The sequence below is a fragment of the Acetobacter sp. UBA5411 genome (genome assembly GCF_002409645.1).
Classification (GTDB): domain Bacteria; phylum Pseudomonadota; class Alphaproteobacteria; order Acetobacterales; family Acetobacteraceae; genus Acetobacter.
In genome coordinates this window covers 14,538-32,127 of sequence record NZ_DHNR01000039.1, presented here as the reverse complement: position 1 = coordinate 32,127, position 17,590 = coordinate 14,538, and the positions used below count along the sequence as shown (strand labels likewise).

At 62.2% G+C, this 17,590-nt stretch carries 16 protein-coding genes; 12 read left to right on the top strand and 4 right to left on the bottom strand.

The annotated features are described in order from the left end of the window. Nucleotides 1–3 precede the first annotated feature (3 nt). From B3759_RS13505 to B3759_RS13450, 12 genes are all read left to right on the top strand, one after another. Nucleotides 4–669 carry a hypothetical protein gene (locus B3759_RS13505; RefSeq protein WP_291366586.1) on the top strand — a complete coding sequence of 222 codons (666 nt, stop codon included), beginning with the start codon at nt 4–6 and terminating at the stop codon, nt 667–669. A gap of 10 nt (nt 670–679) precedes the next feature. Further along, the gene (locus B3759_RS13500; protein ID WP_291366584.1) at nt 680–3,790 is read left to right on the top strand and encodes an ATP-binding protein; all 3,111 of its coding nucleotides are present in this window, start codon (nt 680–682) and stop codon (nt 3,788–3,790) included. Nucleotides 3,791–3,885: 95 nt separating this feature from the next. Continuing rightward, nucleotides 3,886–4,374 (top strand): DUF2726 domain-containing protein, encoded by a 489-nt coding sequence (locus tag B3759_RS13495; protein ID WP_291366582.1) that lies wholly within the window; start codon nt 3,886–3,888, stop codon nt 4,372–4,374. Nucleotides 4,375–4,457: 83 nt separating this feature from the next. Then, nucleotides 4,458–4,922, top strand: coding sequence for a DotD/TraH family lipoprotein (locus tag B3759_RS13490; protein ID WP_291366580.1), 465 nt, complete (start codon nt 4,458–4,460; stop codon nt 4,920–4,922). Further along, complete coding sequence (locus B3759_RS13485; RefSeq protein WP_291366578.1) at nt 4,915–5,919, top strand: type IV secretory system conjugative DNA transfer family protein; 1,005 nt, start codon at nt 4,915–4,917, stop codon at nt 5,917–5,919. Before B3759_RS13490 ends, B3759_RS13485 begins: the two co-directional genes overlap by 8 nt. After that, nucleotides 5,916–7,088 carry a type IV pilus twitching motility protein PilT gene (locus tag B3759_RS13480; RefSeq protein WP_291366576.1) on the top strand — a complete coding sequence of 391 codons (1,173 nt, stop codon included), beginning with the start codon at nt 5,916–5,918 and terminating at the stop codon, nt 7,086–7,088. Before B3759_RS13485 ends, B3759_RS13480 begins: the two co-directional genes overlap by 4 nt. Then, entirely contained in the window at nt 7,088–7,336 is a 249-nt protein-coding gene (gene icmT / locus B3759_RS13475; protein WP_291366574.1) for an IcmT/TraK family protein, read from the top strand. The genes B3759_RS13480 and icmT overlap by 1 nt, the downstream gene beginning before the upstream one ends. After that, on the top strand, nt 7,333–7,764 hold the full coding sequence (locus B3759_RS13470) for a hypothetical protein (protein WP_291366572.1): 432 nt from the start codon (nt 7,333–7,335) through the stop codon (nt 7,762–7,764). Before icmT ends, B3759_RS13470 begins: the two co-directional genes overlap by 4 nt. Then, the gene (locus tag B3759_RS13465) at nt 7,761–8,261 is read left to right on the top strand and encodes a lytic transglycosylase domain-containing protein (RefSeq protein ID WP_291366570.1); all 501 of its coding nucleotides are present in this window, start codon (nt 7,761–7,763) and stop codon (nt 8,259–8,261) included. The genes B3759_RS13470 and B3759_RS13465 overlap by 4 nt, the downstream gene beginning before the upstream one ends. Further along, nucleotides 8,258–9,409, top strand: a complete 1,152-nt coding sequence (locus B3759_RS13460) for a hypothetical protein (RefSeq protein WP_291366568.1) — start codon at nt 8,258–8,260, stop codon at nt 9,407–9,409. Before B3759_RS13465 ends, B3759_RS13460 begins: the two co-directional genes overlap by 4 nt. 11 nt (nt 9,410–9,420) lie before the next feature. Continuing rightward, the gene (locus B3759_RS13455) at nt 9,421–9,885 is read left to right on the top strand and encodes a hypothetical protein (protein ID WP_291366566.1); all 465 of its coding nucleotides are present in this window, start codon (nt 9,421–9,423) and stop codon (nt 9,883–9,885) included. Between the two features lies 1 nt (nt 9,886). Beyond that, nucleotides 9,887–12,208: a type IV secretory system conjugative DNA transfer family protein gene (locus B3759_RS13450; protein ID WP_291366564.1), complete on the top strand. Its 2,322-nt coding sequence runs from the start codon at nt 9,887–9,889 to the stop codon at nt 12,206–12,208. A gap of 201 nt (nt 12,209–12,409) precedes the next feature. Here B3759_RS13450 and B3759_RS13445 read toward each other — a convergent pair whose 3' ends face one another. Genes B3759_RS13445 through B3759_RS13430 form a run of 4 tightly spaced genes read right to left on the bottom strand, consistent with a single transcriptional unit; the run spans nt 12,410 to nt 17,586 of the window. Continuing rightward, the gene (locus B3759_RS13445) at nt 12,410–15,592 is read right to left on the bottom strand and encodes a type I restriction endonuclease subunit R (RefSeq protein ID WP_291366562.1); all 3,183 of its coding nucleotides are present in this window, start codon (nt 15,590–15,592) and stop codon (nt 12,410–12,412) included. Further along, nucleotides 15,589–16,872, bottom strand: coding sequence for a restriction endonuclease subunit S (locus B3759_RS13440; RefSeq protein ID WP_291366560.1), 1,284 nt, complete (start codon nt 16,870–16,872; stop codon nt 15,589–15,591). Before B3759_RS13440 ends, B3759_RS13445 begins: the two co-directional genes overlap by 4 nt. Continuing rightward, a complete protein-coding gene (locus B3759_RS13435; protein ID WP_291366558.1) occupies nt 16,869–17,144 on the bottom strand; it encodes a nucleotidyltransferase family protein in 276 nt (91 codons plus the stop codon). The genes B3759_RS13440 and B3759_RS13435 overlap by 4 nt, the downstream gene beginning before the upstream one ends. 37 nt (nt 17,145–17,181) lie before the next feature. Next, on the bottom strand, nt 17,182–17,586 hold the full coding sequence (locus tag B3759_RS13430) for an HI0074 family nucleotidyltransferase substrate-binding subunit (RefSeq protein WP_291366556.1): 405 nt from the start codon (nt 17,584–17,586) through the stop codon (nt 17,182–17,184). Nucleotides 17,587–17,590: the final 4 nt, after the last annotated feature.

The window sequence follows — 17,590 nt, the reverse complement described above, 5'->3', positions numbered from 1 at the left end:
CCCATGACCGCGCTTCGATCCGTCTTTCGCCTCGCCCCTTCCCCGCTACAGGGAGAGCGACCAGCGTCCGACTGGTCGAAGCCGGGCACCTACACCTGCGCCTGCTGCGGCCTCGCCGCACCGGGCACAGGCTCGCAATGGAGCGCAGATCGTACGGACCTTGTGGTCTGTCCGGTCTGCGCTCTTCTGCATGAAACCTCACGGGCCTCGCTTGACCTTGAGGCGACTGCCATCTGGTGGCCGGCAGGCTGGCCGTCTTTAACGCAGGCAAGGCTCCTGCACCTCGTGGGTCAGGCGCATCGCCGTCTCTGGCACGCCCTTGCGGGCGAAGCACAGGGCGCGGCCGCCGCCTGGTCACAGGCTCTGGCGTCACTGACCGAACCTTCACTGGCGACGTCGCTGCCCGCACCGACCCATGGTCCTCTTGTTTTCTTGCGGTTCCTGCGCCAGCGACGCGAAGAGGCGAGCCGTCGTCTGGGCACCGCGTCCCTGCGCCACATCACGACCGCTATGCTTCTCTGCGATCCTGACGATCGCGCCGCCCGCGACAACCTCTGTCGGCTCCGCAGCCACCTTTTACTGCTTCCCGAGGGACGTCTCTTCTCGAACGGACACGACGTCTATCCGCAGTATCTCGCGCGCGCTCACGGTTTGCCTTCCAGCAATTAAGGAGTTTTCCATGGCCGGTCTCGTGACCGATTTTCTGGCCGGCATCAGCATGTTCCTGCGCCAGCCGCTTCCCGCCTTCTGCGATGTGGAAACCACTCACACCGACGAGGATCATGCCGACCGTCTCATCACCAATCGCGGGGAATACGTCTCGGTCCTGCGCATCGACGGCCTGCGTCGGATGTGCTCGCGTCAGGACGTCGAGGAACTCTCCGAACAACAGCGGATTGAACTTCAGGGCCTGCTCGACGCCAAAGGGCACGCGATGGAGGGCTGGTATATCTCCGATCCCGAACGGGCGGACGTGGCGCTCAATCAGATCTGTCTCGATGGATGCGAGGCGATCGCGTCCCATCTGCACGCGGATTTTCACGACATCATCGCCGAGCGCAGGCGGCGCTGGCCCGAGGTGATGCGCTGGGAGGATGCCTGCTACATCCTGTGGACGCGCCCCGCGGTCCTCACCCGCGAAGAGAAAAAACAGGTCGCGGCCGAGCGCAAGGAACAGGCCAAAAACTGGCCGAAGATCCGCAACAGTGACGGTCAGCGCTTCACGCTGCGTTCGGACATCATGGCCAGCCGCCACGACTCTTTCGTCTCGCGCGTCCATGGAAGTCTCTCCGCACTCGGCATCGCCTCGACCCTGCTCTCTGCCCGTGACGCCCTGACGCTCGCCCGTGAAGCCCTGTACCGGGAGACGGCCGGGAGCCGATGGAAACCTACCCTTGTGGGCGACCGCGTGATGGCCAAAGTCTCTGACGGTGATGGATCGGTCGCACAGACCGATCTCCTCTGGCCCTCCTTTCGTGACCAGATCTTCCACGCCGATGCGGAGACTGTGGGCGGGCAGATGGTCACGGTTGGCGATTATACCTACGCGCCCGTCGATATGATGATCGGCCCCGAGGATCCGCGCCCGTTCTCCGAACTGCAGAGCGTGCTCGGCCGCAAGCGTATCCCCTGGCGCAGTTCGATGATTCTTGAGGGAGGCGGTCGCACGTCCTTCGCGTTCAAGGAGATGGGCGCGCAACTTCTCTCGATGTTTCCCGGTAATTCCGACATCCAGCGCGCCTTTGAGATGCTGCGTTTCAAGCGTCAGCGCGAAAACCATCAGTCCGTGCGGATGCGGATGGCGACCGCGACATGGGCGCCGGTCGGTGAGGAAAAGCTCCTGCGTCGCCGCGCCTCCCATCTGTCCCAGGCCATCGAAAGCTGGGGCAACTGCAAGACGTCACGTGTCCCCGGCGACCCTCTCGAGGCCGCCATGGGGTCCGTCCCGCTGCTCTCACTCGGCTCGACTGCCAACCCGTCGCTCCCCCTGCTCGGTGACGCCATCCAGATGCTGCCGTGGATGCGCGCGGCGTCGCCCTTCACCACAGGCTCTATCGTTTTTCGGAAACCCGACGGCGGCATCTGGCCGTTCGATCCGACGGGTGGCGGCCTGCGAGAACACGTCTGCGACGTGTTGGTCGCACCGCCCGGAAGCGGCAAGACCGTGCTCGGAAACACCATTCTTCTCGGTCTGCTGCTCAGTTCCGCCGCCATGGGAAACTATGGCGTCAAGCTGCCATTTCTCGCCAAGCTCGATATCGGTCCTGCCTCCAAAGGCTTTATCGAGATGGTCCGCAACGCTCTCGGGCCGGAGCGCGCCCACGAGGCCGTCTTCGTGGAGATGCAGGACGGTCCCGGTTACGCCGTCAACATCTTCGACCTGCAGGTGGGGCTTGATGAACCGCTCCCGCTGGAACGAACGTTCATCTGCAACTTTCTCTCCCTGCTTGTCGCCCGTCTCGATGGCCAGGTTTACGAGGGAATGGACCACCTCATCGAAGATGTCGTCGATGAGGTGTATCGCAATGCCCGTGCGGAGATCGCGGGTTGTAAACCGAAGATCTATGAAGTCGGACAGTGCCCGATGGTCGATGACGCCATTGAGCACTTCGGGATTGTCCTCCCGCACCACCACCCGCCGCGGCACGACGCGGACGAAGCCGATCCGACCTGGTGGCGGGATGTGGTCGATGCGTTCATCGCCCTTGGCGAATACCGCCTCGCGGGTATCGCCCAGCGTTACGCGGTGCCCGTGCTGCAGGATCTTTTGGACGCCGTGCATACCGAGCAGATTGAAAACCGCTACTCAAGGATCAAGTCACCGTCCGGCGAGACCGTGATCGAGACCTTCGAGCGCTTCATCATGAACGCGATCAACGTCTATTCGACGCTCTCGCGCCCCACTGAGCTGGATCTTGGGGACGCGCGCGTGATCGTGCTCGATCTCGCGCGGGTCGCGCCCAAGGGGTCGCCAGCCGCGAACCGGCAGACCGCGCTGATGTATATGCTCGGCCGTCATCTGATCGCCCGAAATTTCTTCCTGCACGAGGAATACGCCGATCTCCCGATCATGAAGGATAGCGTGCGGGAATATCACCGCGCCCGCTTCAAGGAGATGAAAGAGACCGTCAAACGCATCGACTTTGAAGAATGGCACCGCACCCACGATGCGCCGCAGGTCAATAAGCAGGCGATCGAGGACGTGCGCGAAGGACGCAAGCACAACGTGCAGATTGCCTTCATCTCACAGCGCGCCACCGATTTTAGCGCCGATCTCGTGGGACAGGCGACCGGCTACTGGATCCTCAAATGCGGTGACGAGAAGGAAGCGCAGAATGTGATCGAGACCTTCCAGCTCACCGAGGCCAGTGCTTACGTCGTGCGTCATCGTCTGCCCGGGCCGGGCCGCAACGGTGCGCCGTTCTTTGTCGTGATGAAGGCGGCCGGCCAGAAATACGAGCAGCTTCTGGTCAACATGCTCGGGCCAGTCGAGTTGTGGGCGTTCTCCAGCACACCGGGCGACACCGCCCTGCGCAGCCGCCTCTTTGCCCGCATGCACTCGACACGCGCCCTGCGATGCCTCGCCTGTGTGTTTCCAGGGGGGAGCGCCGAAAAGGAGATCACGCGACGCAAGGCCGAAGCCATGCGCGCCTCGGCCGGTCAGGACGATGTGGTTGTCGCGGGCGTTCTCAACGAGCTGGTCGAAGAGATTGTCGAAGGCAAGGGTATCGCGGCGGGGCTGTTCCGCAGGCTGGCCGAGTTCGATGAGGTCACGCAGGAAGCCGCCTGAACGCGTCGGCCCATTTACAACCGAACGGGGTGGGACGATACCGCCCCGTTCGCTTTGTCTCCAATAAAGGCCATCCGGGCTGTTCGGATATTGATATGGACAACATAATTCTGAGTGGCCTACTGGCACTCGGCGGAGTGGGCGTGTTTATGCTGCACGCCTCGAAACCCGCTCGTAAAGACCCGTCGGATCCCATTGACTGTCTTTCGCGAGATCGGTTGCTCACGGAATGGGAGCGACGGAGCCTTCAGATCATCAAACGGCAGCTGCGTACCGGTTATCATGTCTGCCCACAGGTCCGTCTTGCGGATCTTGTTCAAGTGTCCGCCCCTGATCGCAAAACGTACTTTCAGGCCGCGACACAAGTGCAGCGCAAGAGCATCGACTTCGTGGTCGTGTCGGAAGAAACAGGGGAAGCGGCATTCGCCATTGAACTTGACGACAAAACGCATGATCGACCGGATCGACGACGACGCGACATCTGCGTGAATGCTGTCTTTAAGCAGATCGGTATTCCTCTCCTTCGTTACCGCCCGAATATGTCGATAAGTATCCCGCGCGAATATTCCCGGGCAGACTTTTAACCGGTCCTCGAAAGAAAAAATTGGTCTCCCGCGTTAAGTCGCACGCGATGATCCGATGATGCCCTCAATCCGAGGAGGGCATCATGAACCGACACCATCTTTTCCCGCCCGCCCTGCTGCTGTGTCTTGCCGCGTGTTCGACACCGGGCCATCCCGGTCCGGTCGAGACAACCGGCATGCCCAACACCGAGCTTGCGCTGCAACGGGCGATCCAGAGCACCAATCACGACATGGCCGAGTTCGGCGCGCTGCGCCCGACGGTCCCTGTCCCGACAACAACGGCCGATAACGCGCAGGTTCCCGAGGAATTGCGCCGCGACGTCTGGTTCGTCTGGAAAGGCCCGCTTCTGCCGGGCGTCAAAAAGCTCGCACGCTCGATCGGCTATACCGTGGCCACGCGCGGCGAGCGCGAGGACGTGCCCGTGGACATCAACGCCACGGCTCCGGTTCTCGACCATCTGCGCACTCTGGGCGATCAGGCCGGCACCAAAGCCACCGTCGCCGTCGATCCGTTCACCCACAGCATCACGGTGACCTACAATGGCTGATCGTCTTCGCCGTTTCGCGGTGCTGGCGCTTGGCACCATGCTGGCCACGCCCGCACTCGCACAGAACAAGATCGGCTACGCGCTTCCCTTCGAAAGCCCAACGCCGCCTCCTGCCCCAAACGGCACACTCATTCCCGAGCCCGTGCCGCCAATGCCCTCGGCCAATGAGGTCATGGCCAACGATCCGGCGCTGGCCAACCCCACCAATACGCCGGTCACGGGCTCCTATGATCTGCAGCGCCTGACGGGCGGCGAGGCACCCCCTTCTCTGGAGGCCCTGCAGGACACGCGCCCCAACGACGAAAAAGGTGACGGTCTCAAGAACGGACGTAGGGAGCAGTTACAAGAAGCCGCCCATATCTACGGCGCACAGGGCGGTCTTGCGGCACGGTCATTCGCCATCAATCAGATGCTCCAGCGCTACGAGCCGATCCTCGACAGCACGTTTGATTTCCGCCCTCTGGTGCTGCCCGTGGGCGGCGGCCAGACCCTGATGCAGCCGCCCATCGTGACACAGGCACAGATGGCGATGGCCCTCTCCGACAGCGGTCAGGTCGCGCGTGAAACCCGGTGTGTGTTCGAGATCACCCGCGAGGCGCAGCTCACGTCAGCGCCGCCCAACTGGCGCACCTATCTCGTCCGCTCATGGGCGCACCCGCGCCATCCGGCCGCCGCAGCGCTTCCGCTGACCAAAAAGGAAGTCCGTTACTGGAACTCATGGGTCGCAGAGGGCTGGGCGGACGGAGAAAAGCAGGCGGTGGAGATCTTCCTCTCCGACGTCGCCCGACTTGAGAGCGACTACAAGGGCATGGCCCGCTACCGCGTGTTGCTCCACGCCGGTCGCGTCGAAGAACCCCGTGTGGTGTTCGAGAACCGTGCCGCCGTGGGCGGGGGCGACATGCTCCACCTCGACGACCGCGTGATCCGCATCACCGGCCAGCCCGGCCTGCAGGGAAAAATCCGCAAAAGCTATGGATATCCGGAGGATTGCCGATGAGCGCGTCCCGCAAGCCCAACGTCATCCCCTTTATTGACGGCTGGCCTCAAGAGGGTCGAAGCGGCTACCCATGGGTTGCCGAAGTCCGCAAGGTCGCGCCCGGTCTCGACGATCTCCTGAATTGGGCACACCAGCAGGGGGCGTCACGCATCGACATCAAGACCGGTCACCGTATTACCATCAAGGTTCACGGCGTCGGGCGCTATGTGACCGGCTCCCCGATGAAACCGCAGGACGTCGATGAGATCGTGCGGCATGTCTATGGCAATGACGGTCCGGCCAATATTCAGGTCAACAAACAGATCGACACCGCCTACAGCGTAGCACTCACACGAGCAGACAGCCTACGCTTCCGGCTCAATATCTGCCCGATCATGACTCTGCAGGGGCAGGGCACGCAGATCGTGATGCGGCCGATCCCCTCAAAGCCTCCAAGCCTCGACGACCAGCTGGTCGAAGACGAGATCCGCGCCACCAACGATCTGCCCAGCGGCATGGTTTTCGTGGGCGGATCGACCGGTTCTGGCAAATCGACGCTGCAGTTCGGACTGGCGTCCGCCAAGCTGCTCGATCCCCGCTACAGCTGCGACATGGCGACCGGCGAGGAGCCGATCGAGTTCCTGCTCGACTACCTCAAGCCTGCGCACGGCTCACGGATAAGCCAGACCGAAATCCGCCCGCCCAACATGACGTTTGCGTCCTTTGTGCGCGGCTGCATGCGCCGGGAAATGACGGATCTGATCGTGGGCGAGTGTCGCGACGGCGACACCATGGACGCGGCCATCAACTGCGCCATCACCGGCGGCAAACTGATGACCACCGTTCACGCCGACGACGCCCCACTGATGATCCAGCGCGCCATCTCGCTGTGTCCGCGTGCGGAGCGCGACAACCTCGTCAGCGCTCTGGCGCAGTCGCTGCGCTTTGTCATGAACCAGCGTCTTCTGCCGCGCAAAGGTGGCGGCCGTGTCGCCATTCGCGAGTTCGTCACCTTCGATCGCGCCCTGCGCCGAAAGCTGCTGACACAGGACGCCGACACGTGGCCCGACCTGATCCGTCAGGCCGTGGACCATGACGGGCAGAGCTTCGCGACCGCGATCCGGCTGCGTCTCGAACAGGGCCTCATCACCGAGGAAACAGCCCTTCTCGCCGAAAAGCGGGACGCCTGATGTGGCGCGCCACGGGTCTGCCCGTTCGCATCCTTTTCCTCGACGGCAGCGCCTGCCTGCCGATGCTGATCTCCATCAGCTACTGGAGCTGGACCACCCTCATCATTGGCGTCGTCGGCACGCTGTTCTTCGGCACGATCTCGTTCTTCGGGCTCACGCCCATCACCGCGTGGCGGTGCATGCGCCGCTTCCTGTGCGGCCGCCTGCGGACCGCCCGCCCCACATGGAAACGGAGACGCTACGGATGAGCGCATCATCGCTTTCTCTCCCACCCGAGCGCGTCGGCAAACTGCTCCAGGCGCTCATCGAGCGCCAGGGCCGCCCGGTGTTTCTCAACGGCCAGCCGATGGCGCCTGCGGCCATACGCGCGGCCTGCGCGCCGGATGGCTTCCTGCCCGCCTTCATGGTGGCCGCCGAGAGCCTCTGGCACAGCCTGACGGGCACGGGCTTCGGGCTCACCCTCAAACCGTCCGAACAGGCGGCAACCGGCGTGGTGCTGACCGCCGTGCGACCGGACTCCCTTGTGGTCGTGCTGCTCTGCCTGCTCGAAGTACTCAGGAGGCTGGGCCTCGAGCGGGATGATCTCTCGCTCAACGAACTGCCGACCGTCTGGGATTACGGCCTGCGGCTGATTCAGGTCTCTGGCGAGCGCGCGGTGCGCGAGGAGGCCGCATGAAGCGTCTTCTTCCGATCGCCCTCGCAGGGCTCGCCCTGATGAGCCAAGTCGCACGTGCGCAGGAACCCGAGGAAACCGGCCGGGAAACGGTCGCCTGTCTGACAGCGGCCAGCCGGCATGAGCGCGTGCCGCGCAGCGTGCTGCTCATTCTCCTCTACGTCGAGGGCGGTCGCCTCGGCAGCACCGTGCGCAACGACAACGGCACCTTCGATCTGGGGCCGATGCAGGTGAACAGTTCCCACGTGCCGGAGATCGCGCGGCGCTGGCACACCACGCCCGCACGCGCCTGGCGCGCCCTGCGCGACAACCCGTGCGCCAACATCGAAGCCGGAAGCCACATCCTCACCGATGCGCTGCGCGAGACCCATGGGGATCTCTGGCAGGCCGTCGCTTACTACCACTCCCACACGCCACGCTTTGGACGCGCCTACCTCCAGCGCGTCTGGAGCGTGACCCATGACCTGATGCGAACCGCCAGTCTGGAGAAAGGCTCATGAGCGCCGCCCGTTCCCGTTCGTCCGGCATGGATAGCTTTTTCGACAGTGGCCCGGTTCTCGCGGCCATGTTCGTCGTCGTGACCGCTCTTTTATGCTGGATCACATGGTCAACCTGGCACACACAGATCTCGCTGTTCGTGATGCGCTCGCTGCTGTGGCAGATCGGCCATCTGAGCCCCAGCCCGGCCCTGAATGAGCTGGCCGGTCAGTTACGCCATGCCTGCATCCATCCCTCCACGATCCGGCTGATCCAGCTTTACTACGGGATCTCCATCGTCGGTGTGGCGATCCGCTGGCCGGCGATCTGTCTGACACTGCTCTGCGCCCTGGTGTGCATCCTGCGCGGCGAAAATCGTGAACTGCGCCGGGTGCTCGATCTGGAATCCTTTATCGAGGTGCAGGCGCGCATGTTTCCAACGCTGCGCGGCTTTGCCAAACGTCGCCTGACAGCCCTGGTGTCCCCGGGCGAGCGCGGCGATCCGCGTCCGGCCGATCCCGCGCTGACAGCCGAGGAATGGGCGTCGCGCTACGCCCGCAACGAGGATGGCAGCTTCAATGAGGTCGGCGCGACCGAAGCCTTTACCCGACAGATCGGCGTGCCTTTCAGCGGGCGCGCACAGGACGCGCCGCCCATCGCCCGGATCCTCTTTGCCGCCTTTGCGCTGCATCGTCTGCAGCGGCGCAAGGAAGCGATGGAACTGCTCGGCAATCTCTCCGACGCGCTGGCCGATGTGGACACCGCCAGCGAATACGGCCCCGCACGCCCCCTGTCCGCCCCGAAGACCGTCCTGCGTCAGGCTGACGCAGTGCTGGCCATGCCCGAGATCGCCGAGGCGATCGCCACAAGCTGCGAGCCGCACGGCTGGACCACAACGGCGCTGATGACGCTGTTATGTGACGCCCGTCTTGCCGCCGGCGTCCTCGCGCCACCCGCTTTTGCCATCGTCAAACTCATCGACCGGCCGCTCTGGTACGCGCTGCATTCCCTGGGCTTCCCCAGCGAAAACCCGCGTGAGGATGTCCATCCCAATCCCCGCATCGAAGCGGCCGGCGCCCGTGCCCATTGGGAAGAGGAGCGCCGCCTGCGTCGGCCCCTCTATCTGCCCGCGCTCGAGCGCGCCCTCGCCACCATCCGACCCGCAGCCTGAAAGACCCTCCCATGACCCGTATCGTGATCCGGACCGGAACATGCGCGCCTGTCACCCTCGACATCGAGGACACCGGCGACAACGCGCCCGTCCATCTTCATCTTCCGTCCGCCCGGGACGCTGCGCCTGTCGCGGATGTGTCAGAAGGGCAGCCGAAAGAAAAACGTCCGAAATGGCGTGCGTGGGGACGTCCCGCCACTTTGGCTGGCGTCGGAATGCTCGCGGTTCTCGTCGTCCTGCGCGTGACCGCACCTGTTGCGGAGCCGGAACCGCCGCTGCACTTTGCGCGTCTTCCACCTATTTCCGGCGATGGTCCCGACAGCGCGATGCCCCAGAACGGCAACGCGCACGCGCGCGACGACAGGCAGGCCTTGCTTCAGGCCCTGAAGCAACCCGTCCATGTTGAGCCGCCGCCCGGCCTGCCGAGGGCCTCTGCCCCGCCCGCGCCCGCCAACGCCTTCGGACTGGAGAACTGAGATGGTCGCCCGTCGCATTGCAGGGCCGGTCGCCAACCAGCAGATCAGCCGCGAGAGGATCTACCGGGACTCACGGCCCTGGTGGACACGCTGGGCGGACGACGTGCGTTCGCCTCTGGCCGGATGGTACATGCTCATTCTCGCATTTTGCGCGTGGCTGATTCCAGCGCTCACCGGACCGGCGCTGGTTCTTGCGCCCGTGGTCGCGATGTGGGTACTGATGCGCCCCGAAAGCCTGCCGCTGCATCTGCCGCGCTACACCGGCGAGACCGACCGCAACAATCTCTCGCCCAAGGACCGCAAGCCGCAGAAGGCGGACGGGATCGTCTATCTCGGCACAGAGGCCCGCACGCGCCGTCAGATCTGGATGACGTCGGATGCGGCGCGCCAGCACGCTGCCATCCCGGGCACGACCGGTGCGGGTAAAACCACCGCCATCGTCTCGCTGGCGGCCAACCCTCTCGCGCACGGCTCGGGTTTTATCCTCATCGACGCCAAGGGCGACAACACCGTTTACGGCGATGTGCTGGCTCTCGCGCGGCGTTTCGGTCTCGACGATCAGGTGCTGGTGCTCAACTTCCTTGTCGCCAGCGGGGCAAAAGATTCCAACACCTTCAATCCGTTTAGCAGTGGCAACGCCGACGCCATCCGCGAAATGCTGGTCAGCCAGCTCGGCGAAGCGATGCCCAATGATTCCAACGGCGTCTTTCGCGACCGCGCCGTGGGACTGGCGGGCACGATCATTCCCGCACTGGTCTGGATGCGCGACACGCATGGCGTGTCGATCAACGTGGACAGCATCCGCTACGCGATGGGACTGCGCTGGATCGGCACGCTCGCGCGCCACAAGGTCTTTCTCATCCGCAATCCGGAGTCCGATCATCCCTTCGAGCGCAGCGTCCCCGAGATCCCGGCCGATATTCTCTGGCCGCTGCAGGCGTATCTCGGCGAACTGCCCGGCTATGATTCCACGCTCGAATGGAACGCCCAGAAAGAAAACAAGCCGTCCGAACAGCACGGCTACGCCAAAATGTACTTCTCCAAAGTCTTCACGCAGCTTGGGGTCTCGCTCGGTCATATTTTCAACGTCGAGAACGCCGACATCATCATGCGCGATGTGGTGCTCAACCGCCGCATTCTCGTGACCATCCTGCCCTCTCTTGAGAACTCCTCGGACAGTCTCGCAGGTCTCGGCAAGATCGTGGTCGCCTCCCAGCGTGGTGTCATGGCGCAGCTGCTTGGCGCCAAGCTCCACGGCGATGGCGACGAAATCTTCAAGCTGAAGGCCGGATCGGGCGATGCGCCGTTCCATCTCTTCTTCGACGAGCTTGCAGCCTTCGTCACCGACGGCATGGATCGCATGGCGGCCATGGGACGCGGCCTGAACTGCATGTTCTGGTTCTCGTTTCAGGATCTTCCCGGTCTGACCGCGCGCATTGGCGAGAAAGCCTTCACCCTGCTCGGCAATGCCAACCTCACGCACGCCATGCGTCTGCAGGACGCGATGAAAACCCGTGAATGGCTGGAACAGCAGGCCGACAAGGTGGAAGTCTCACAGGTCACACATCTTGAGCGCAGCGAGGTCGGCAACCTCTACGCCGGTCAGAGCGCCGAGATCCGTGAAGTGTCGCGCCTGCCGTGGAGCGATCTGCAGACGCTTCTCGAAGGCGAGGCCATCACCATGTGGGGCGGCCGCCTCACTCACTCCAAGACGTTTTTCGCCAAGGTCAATGGCCGCAAAGGCGCGGTGCGCCGCGTCCAGCCCGTCATGCTCCCCGTGGACAAGAAAGGTCACAGTGCCGCACCGGACGCTGAGACCTGGAAAGTGTTGGAGGCAATCGAAGACGGAAGTTTCTTAGCCCAGGAGACCCAGGCACCGATGGCCGACAGCCTCACGCGGTTCGTGGCGGATCTCGCCAACGACAACAAAACCGACATCGGCCGGATCATTGCCGAGGCAGGGGAATGCGCCGCCGAGTTCGCCGGCACGGCCGGAGATCCGTTCGGGGTGCGCCGGCAGGCCGATACCTCCTTCCTCAATTCGCTTTATGCGTGGGCGCAGAAGGAGCGCGACGGCTTTGCCGTGCCGCCCCGGCCGCGTCCGCCCATTGATGCGGCGCTTCTCGGTCGCCTGACCGAACTGGAAGAACTCTCCGATGTGGCGGCCGGATCCGCCCGACGTCGGGCGTCCATGATGATCGGCGCGCGTGATGCGTTCCGCGAGATGGTGCGTCTCAACAGTGGCGAACCCGAAGGAAGCAGGCTCAATGAGGCGGGCGTTCTTGCCGCCGCCCGCGCGCTGCGGGACCGGCTGGCGGCCTGACACAGGGGTTGTCTAAAAAACAGACCGTGGCATCATCGTCGTGAGACAGATCGCAGTCTGTCTCACGGTAAACAGGTAATTACAGAAAACGGGAGGTCCGTCCGGCCTCCCGTTTTTTGTTGGTAACGTACGTCCGCAAATGACAGAAACGGGGGGATAAGCAGATGACTCCGCTGAGGCAAAAGCCCACATGCGTCTCTCTTACCGCGCACTATCCGCCCATAGCGGTGCGAATTCCTCGGCCTGCGTGAGGATGTTCTGCACCGCTTCATCCTGCATGTCGGGCGGGTAACCGTACTTCCGCAGCAGGCGTTTGACAGCCGTGCGCATCCTGGCGCGTGTCGGAGCCATGACGTTCCAGTCCACCGTCGCATTCTCACGAATGGTCCTGACCAGGGCCGCCGCGATCACGCGCAGGCCCGGATCGCCCATCGCTTCGCGGGCGCTGTCATTCCGTGCGAGCGCATCATAGAACGCCACTTCCTCCGGCGTCAGGCCAAGTTCTTCTCCTCGTGAGCGGGCCGCCGCCATTTCATGCGCCAGCCGGATCAGTTCATCCAGAATCTGCGCGGACGTCAGGGCATTGCTGTGATACCGGCCGACCGCCTGCTCAAGACGTGTCGAGAAGGCCTCGGCTTCCGTCAGGTTAGACCGGCTGCGACTGCGGATCTGTCCTTCCAGCAGCTTTCGGAGTGCCTCGATCGCTAGATTGCGCTGGGGCATCTCCCGGACTTCCTGAAGAAAGCCGTCCGACAGGATGGAAATATCGGGACGCCCAATTCCGGCGGCTTCCATGATGTCGATGATATCCGTGGACACCACGGCACGGCTGACCAGTTGCCTGATCGCCAGTTCGCGCTCCTGCGGGCTCTTCCTGTCTGAATCATCTCCGCTCTGTTTCACCAGAGTCGCCCGCACGGCCTCGAAAAACCCGACCTCATCGCGCAAGCTCGCGGCCTGATCACTGGCCGATGCCAGCGCAAAGGCGACCGAGAGTGTCTTCACCGCGTCAGGAAAGCGTTTCTGCGCCGCCTTGCGGGCTTCATCGCTCGTCGCCTGCGCGGTCTCCCGCTGCTGCTGGCCGAGCACATGATCCAGCGCCCCAGCCATAATCGTGAGCTTCACCTTGGCAGACGTGCCGGGAACGAGGGCAGGGCGATAATCGAACCCGCCAGCCTGTCCCGGATTGAACATTGCCCGGACAATCTCATAGCGCTCCTGCAAAGCGCGGATCGCCTCGGCTTCATCAATGCCGACCTGCTCCCGGTCTCCCGCCGAATATTCACCAAGCGCGGTCTTCAGGTTCTGCGCGAGGCCGATATAGTCCACAACCAGACCGCCCGGCTTGCCCTTGAACACGCGGTTCACGCGGGCAATGGCCTGCATCAGACCATGACCACGCATGGGCTTGTCCACATACATCGTGTGCATGGACGGCACGTCGAACCCCGTCAGCCACATGTCCCGGACGATCGCCAGCTTCAGCGGGTCAGCATTGTCCTTCATGCGTTTGGCCAGCAATTCGCGCCGTGCCTTGGGGCGCTTGCCGATATGCCGCTGGAATCCGGCGAGGTCGGACGAACTGCCCGTCATCACGACCTTGATGACGCCTTCGTTGTCGTCGTCACTGTGCCAGTCCGGACGCAGACGGATGATCTCAGCGTAAAGCGCCACGCAGATGGCGCGGCTCATGCCGACGATCATGCCCTTGCCGTCCAGCGCCTCAAGCCGATTCTCGAAATGCCTGACCAGATCTTCCGCGACACGCCGCAGACGCGGCTCCGCGCCGACCAGCGCTTCAACCCGTGAGTATTTCTGGCTGAGCCTGTGCTCCTCGCTCTCCGGCAGCCCCTCGACGATCCCGGCCAGTTCGTCGTCAACCTCGTCCTTGACGTCGTCATCCAGTTCGATGCGGACCAGACGGCTTTCGTAATAGATCGGGACCGTCGCGCCGTCTTCCACCGCCTGCGCGATGTCGTAGATGTCGATGTAGTCGCCGAAGATCGCGCGCGTGTTCACGTCGGCTGTTTCAATCGGCGTTCCGGTGAAGCCGATGAACGACGCATTGGGCAGAGCATCCCGCAGATGTTTGGCAAAGCCATAAGAGACCTTGCCCGTCTCGCGGTTGAATTTCGCTTCCAGCCCGTACTGGCTGCGATGCGCTTCATCCGCCATGACCACGATGTTCCGCCGCTCCGTCAGCAGCGGCACGGTCTCTTCGTCACCTTCGGGTTGAAACTTCTGTAACGTGGTGAAGATTACGCCACCGGACGCCCGCCGGAGCAGTTTCCGCAGATCTTCCCGACTGTCTGCCTGTTCCGGTGTCTGACGCAGAAGTGCCTGTGCCCCGGAGAATGTCGCGAATAACTGATCGTCCAGATCGTTGCGGTCGGTCAGAACGACAATCGTCGGGTTTTCCATCTCCGGGTGACGGGCGATGACGCCGGCATAGAACGTCATCAGCAGGCTTTTGCCCGAGCCCTGCGTATGCCAGACGACCCCCGCCTTGCGGTCACCACCCTGCGCCGTGGCTCGGACGGTCTGCGCCACGGCTTTGCGGCAGGCATGGAACTGATGATACGCCGCCAGAATCTTGATCGGGCTGCCGTTCATCTCCGTGAACAGCACGAAGTCCCGCACCAGAGCGAGCAGCCAGCGCGGGGTGAACACGCCCCGCAGCACGGTCTCCATTTCCTGATGGTTCTTCGCCACCAGTTCCTCACCATCCACCGTGCGCCACGGCATGAACCGCTCGCAGTCCGCCGTGAGCGAGCCGACGCGGGCCTCGGTGCCGTCCGAAATCACCAGAACTTCGTTGAAGCGGAACAGGGACGGGATGAAGGCGCGATAGGTCTGGAACTGGTTCCAGGCGGAATCCAGCGTGGCGGTCTCGGAACTCGGGCTCTTCAGTTCAATGACGCCCAGAGGCAGGCCGTTGACGAACAGCACAAGGTCCGGCCGTCGGTTGGCCTCGTCCTTTTCCACCACGAACTGACGCACGGCGAGGAAGTCGTTGCGCTCGGGACGGTCGAAATCGACCAGTCGCGCCCGGTCTCCGGATTGCGTGCCGTCCTCGCGCACCACGTCCACCGGAACGCCATCGACCATATATCCATGCAGACGGCGGTTTTCGTCCACAACATCCGGCGTGTCTTCCCGGCGAAGCGCCAGCAGGGTTTCATCCCGCGCGGCCTGCGACAGATGCGGGTTCAGGCGGTCGATGGCGGCGCGAAGACGGCCGGTCAGATTGACGTCCGATAACGAGGCACGTTCGGGATGGGCACCGCCGGGGGAAATCTCCGGTCCGGTGGTGACGGTGTAGCCACATTCCCGCAGGATCTCGCAGGCCCAGTCCTCGATCTCATTTTCGGACAGGAAGCTCATAGCGCGTCCGCCACCATCTTTTCGGCGTCACGAATGCGGATTTCGCCAGACATCAGTTTGGGGAGGAGCAGGTCACGGAGTTGGACGAGGGTACGAGCCTCCTGTTTATTCCGCACAATTTTTTCATAAAAAACTTCTGCTGCATCATTGAAAGAAGACATTAAGCCACGACTGGGAACTATAGCGGTGAATTCGTTTATATCACCTTTTCCTAGATGAATGACGGTTGTTGCAACCTCTGTATCTTCGATGAATTTCAATTGAGGAATTATGGTTTCTCTTAAAAATACAGAAGATATTCCCTCGTTTGGGAGGAATATACATACCCGTTGATTAAGCCACGCTTCTTCACCACCCCAGAGATGAGCGCGAAACTCACCATCCATTCCAACAACAATCATACCGGGTAAAATCTTGAAGCCTTTGGGATGGTTTTCTGTCGTCCAAACTCCCGGTTTTTCAGATGGCAAATCTCTGATCCTTACGAGTGGGATACCTTCGCCCTGGGTATTGAATAAACTAGATGCGAAAGGTGCGCCGTAAACCACTGACGCCACGTCATAAATGCTAGAGAAATTCCACCCCTCCGGCTTCCCCTCATCATCCAGCCTGTCAGGGAAAAGCTCCCAGACTTCGGAGGCGAGATAAGGCGTTTGCCCGGCCATTTTTGCCCGTGTCGGTCCGAAATCGACAAACCAGTCCCGAAACAACGCCCGCGCCATCGCCTCCAGCGTCTCGTTCGTTCGACGGTCGAGGTCGATCTTGTCGTCGAGGGCACCAAGCAGCGCTGTAATTTCGTTTCTTATTCTCGGTGGGGGTATTGGGATCGGAAGATCCGCCAGATCACGTAAATTCAGTGTAGCTTGAACGGTCGTGTTAAGGCGCGCCTGAATAATTTCGCGTGCAGCAGAGCCACAAAGCGCTAATTTGACCCAATAAGGGCCAACTTCCTCTTCGACTGGAATTACGGCCACAGCGCGGGCCACGTTCCATCCCTTCATTTGGTATGGAACAATCGCCGTTTCTCCTACGGTTCCAACGATTGTTATTAATAGCTCCCCGCCACACAGCCGCGTTCTTTTATAGTTTTCTTCAATGATTTTAGATACTTTCAAGGGTTTTGTTGTGTCAATTTCTCCGTTCCTAATATCAGCCACGCGAACAATCGGAACTCCGCTGTTTTCGTGTGTTCCTGGTTGCACAATGCCGTATGAAATGCCGCGCTTTTTCTCTGTTATGTCGCCAAGGCGAACTGTTTTCGAATACTCTGCGATATTCATTGCAAAACGTCCTTGGTCTTCAATAAAATTACTTCGTGAGCGAGGCGAAGAAATCCCTCGTCCATCAGTGCCCAATCCAGCACATCGACTTTCCACGGCAGATCGGACTCCGAGAACGCCTCTTCCAACCGCGCCCGGGTCTCCAGCGACAGCGGTTCATCCCCCATCACGGCCAGATCCAGATCGGAAAACGGCTTGGCTTTCCCCGTCACGCGCGAGCCAAACGCCCGCACCTCGCGGTCAGGCACAATCTCGTTGAGAATACGCAGCACGATGCCCGTTCTTCGGGCGTGATGTCGATCCGGTCCGTCACGCGGTCCGGTCTTTCAGAACAGCCAGCAGAAACGCCGCCTCGTCGATAAAATCCGGGATCGTCGCCACGACCTGCTTTGCGGAGGCTTCGTTGTAGGTGTGGCTGGTCATGGTCCGCATCTTGCGAAACACGCTCCACTGCGGCCATGCACTTTTGAGAAGCCCGGCTTCATTGGCAGAGCGGATCAGGTCCGGAAAGCCCATGCGGTCATATTCCTCTGGAGAAGCCGCGTTGGCTTCCAGAAACCGCTTCAGGGTTTTGTGGCTGAGTTCGTAGGTGAATTCGAAACGCTGGATCAGTCCGTCGCGCAATTGCTCGTCGTCAGGATGGGCCACATGCCGCGCCCAGCCTTCCTTCAGGCGATCCAGCGCCCGTTCCAGCGGCGTGAGATACAGGGTCATGGGC

Excerpts from the sequence above, each read along its gene's own strand:
- B3759_RS13505 (WP_291366586.1), top strand. The coding sequence starts at position 4 with ATGACCGCGCTTCGATCCGTCTTTCGCCTCGCCCCTTCCCCGCTACAG.
- B3759_RS13500 (WP_291366584.1), top strand. The coding sequence starts at position 680 with ATGGCCGGTCTCGTGACCGATTTTCTGGCCGGCATCAGCATGTTCCTG.
- B3759_RS13495 (WP_291366582.1), top strand. The coding sequence starts at position 3,886 with ATGGACAACATAATTCTGAGTGGCCTACTGGCACTCGGCGGAGTGGGC.
- B3759_RS13490 (WP_291366580.1), top strand. The coding sequence starts at position 4,458 with ATGAACCGACACCATCTTTTCCCGCCCGCCCTGCTGCTGTGTCTTGCC.
- B3759_RS13485 (WP_291366578.1), top strand. The coding sequence starts at position 4,915 with ATGGCTGATCGTCTTCGCCGTTTCGCGGTGCTGGCGCTTGGCACCATG.
- B3759_RS13480 (WP_291366576.1), top strand. The coding sequence starts at position 5,916 with ATGAGCGCGTCCCGCAAGCCCAACGTCATCCCCTTTATTGACGGCTGG.
- icmT (WP_291366574.1), top strand. The coding sequence starts at position 7,088 with ATGTGGCGCGCCACGGGTCTGCCCGTTCGCATCCTTTTCCTCGACGGC.
- B3759_RS13470 (WP_291366572.1), top strand. The coding sequence starts at position 7,333 with ATGAGCGCATCATCGCTTTCTCTCCCACCCGAGCGCGTCGGCAAACTG.
- B3759_RS13465 (WP_291366570.1), top strand. The coding sequence starts at position 7,761 with ATGAAGCGTCTTCTTCCGATCGCCCTCGCAGGGCTCGCCCTGATGAGC.
- B3759_RS13460 (WP_291366568.1), top strand. The coding sequence starts at position 8,258 with ATGAGCGCCGCCCGTTCCCGTTCGTCCGGCATGGATAGCTTTTTCGAC.
- B3759_RS13455 (WP_291366566.1), top strand. The coding sequence starts at position 9,421 with ATGACCCGTATCGTGATCCGGACCGGAACATGCGCGCCTGTCACCCTC.
- B3759_RS13450 (WP_291366564.1), top strand. The coding sequence starts at position 9,887 with ATGGTCGCCCGTCGCATTGCAGGGCCGGTCGCCAACCAGCAGATCAGC.
- B3759_RS13445 (WP_291366562.1), bottom strand. The coding sequence starts at position 15,592 with ATGAGCTTCCTGTCCGAAAATGAGATCGAGGACTGGGCCTGCGAGATC.
- B3759_RS13440 (WP_291366560.1), bottom strand. The coding sequence starts at position 16,872 with ATGAATATCGCAGAGTATTCGAAAACAGTTCGCCTTGGCGACATAACA.
- B3759_RS13430 (WP_291366556.1), bottom strand. The coding sequence starts at position 17,586 with ATGACCCTGTATCTCACGCCGCTGGAACGGGCGCTGGATCGCCTGAAG.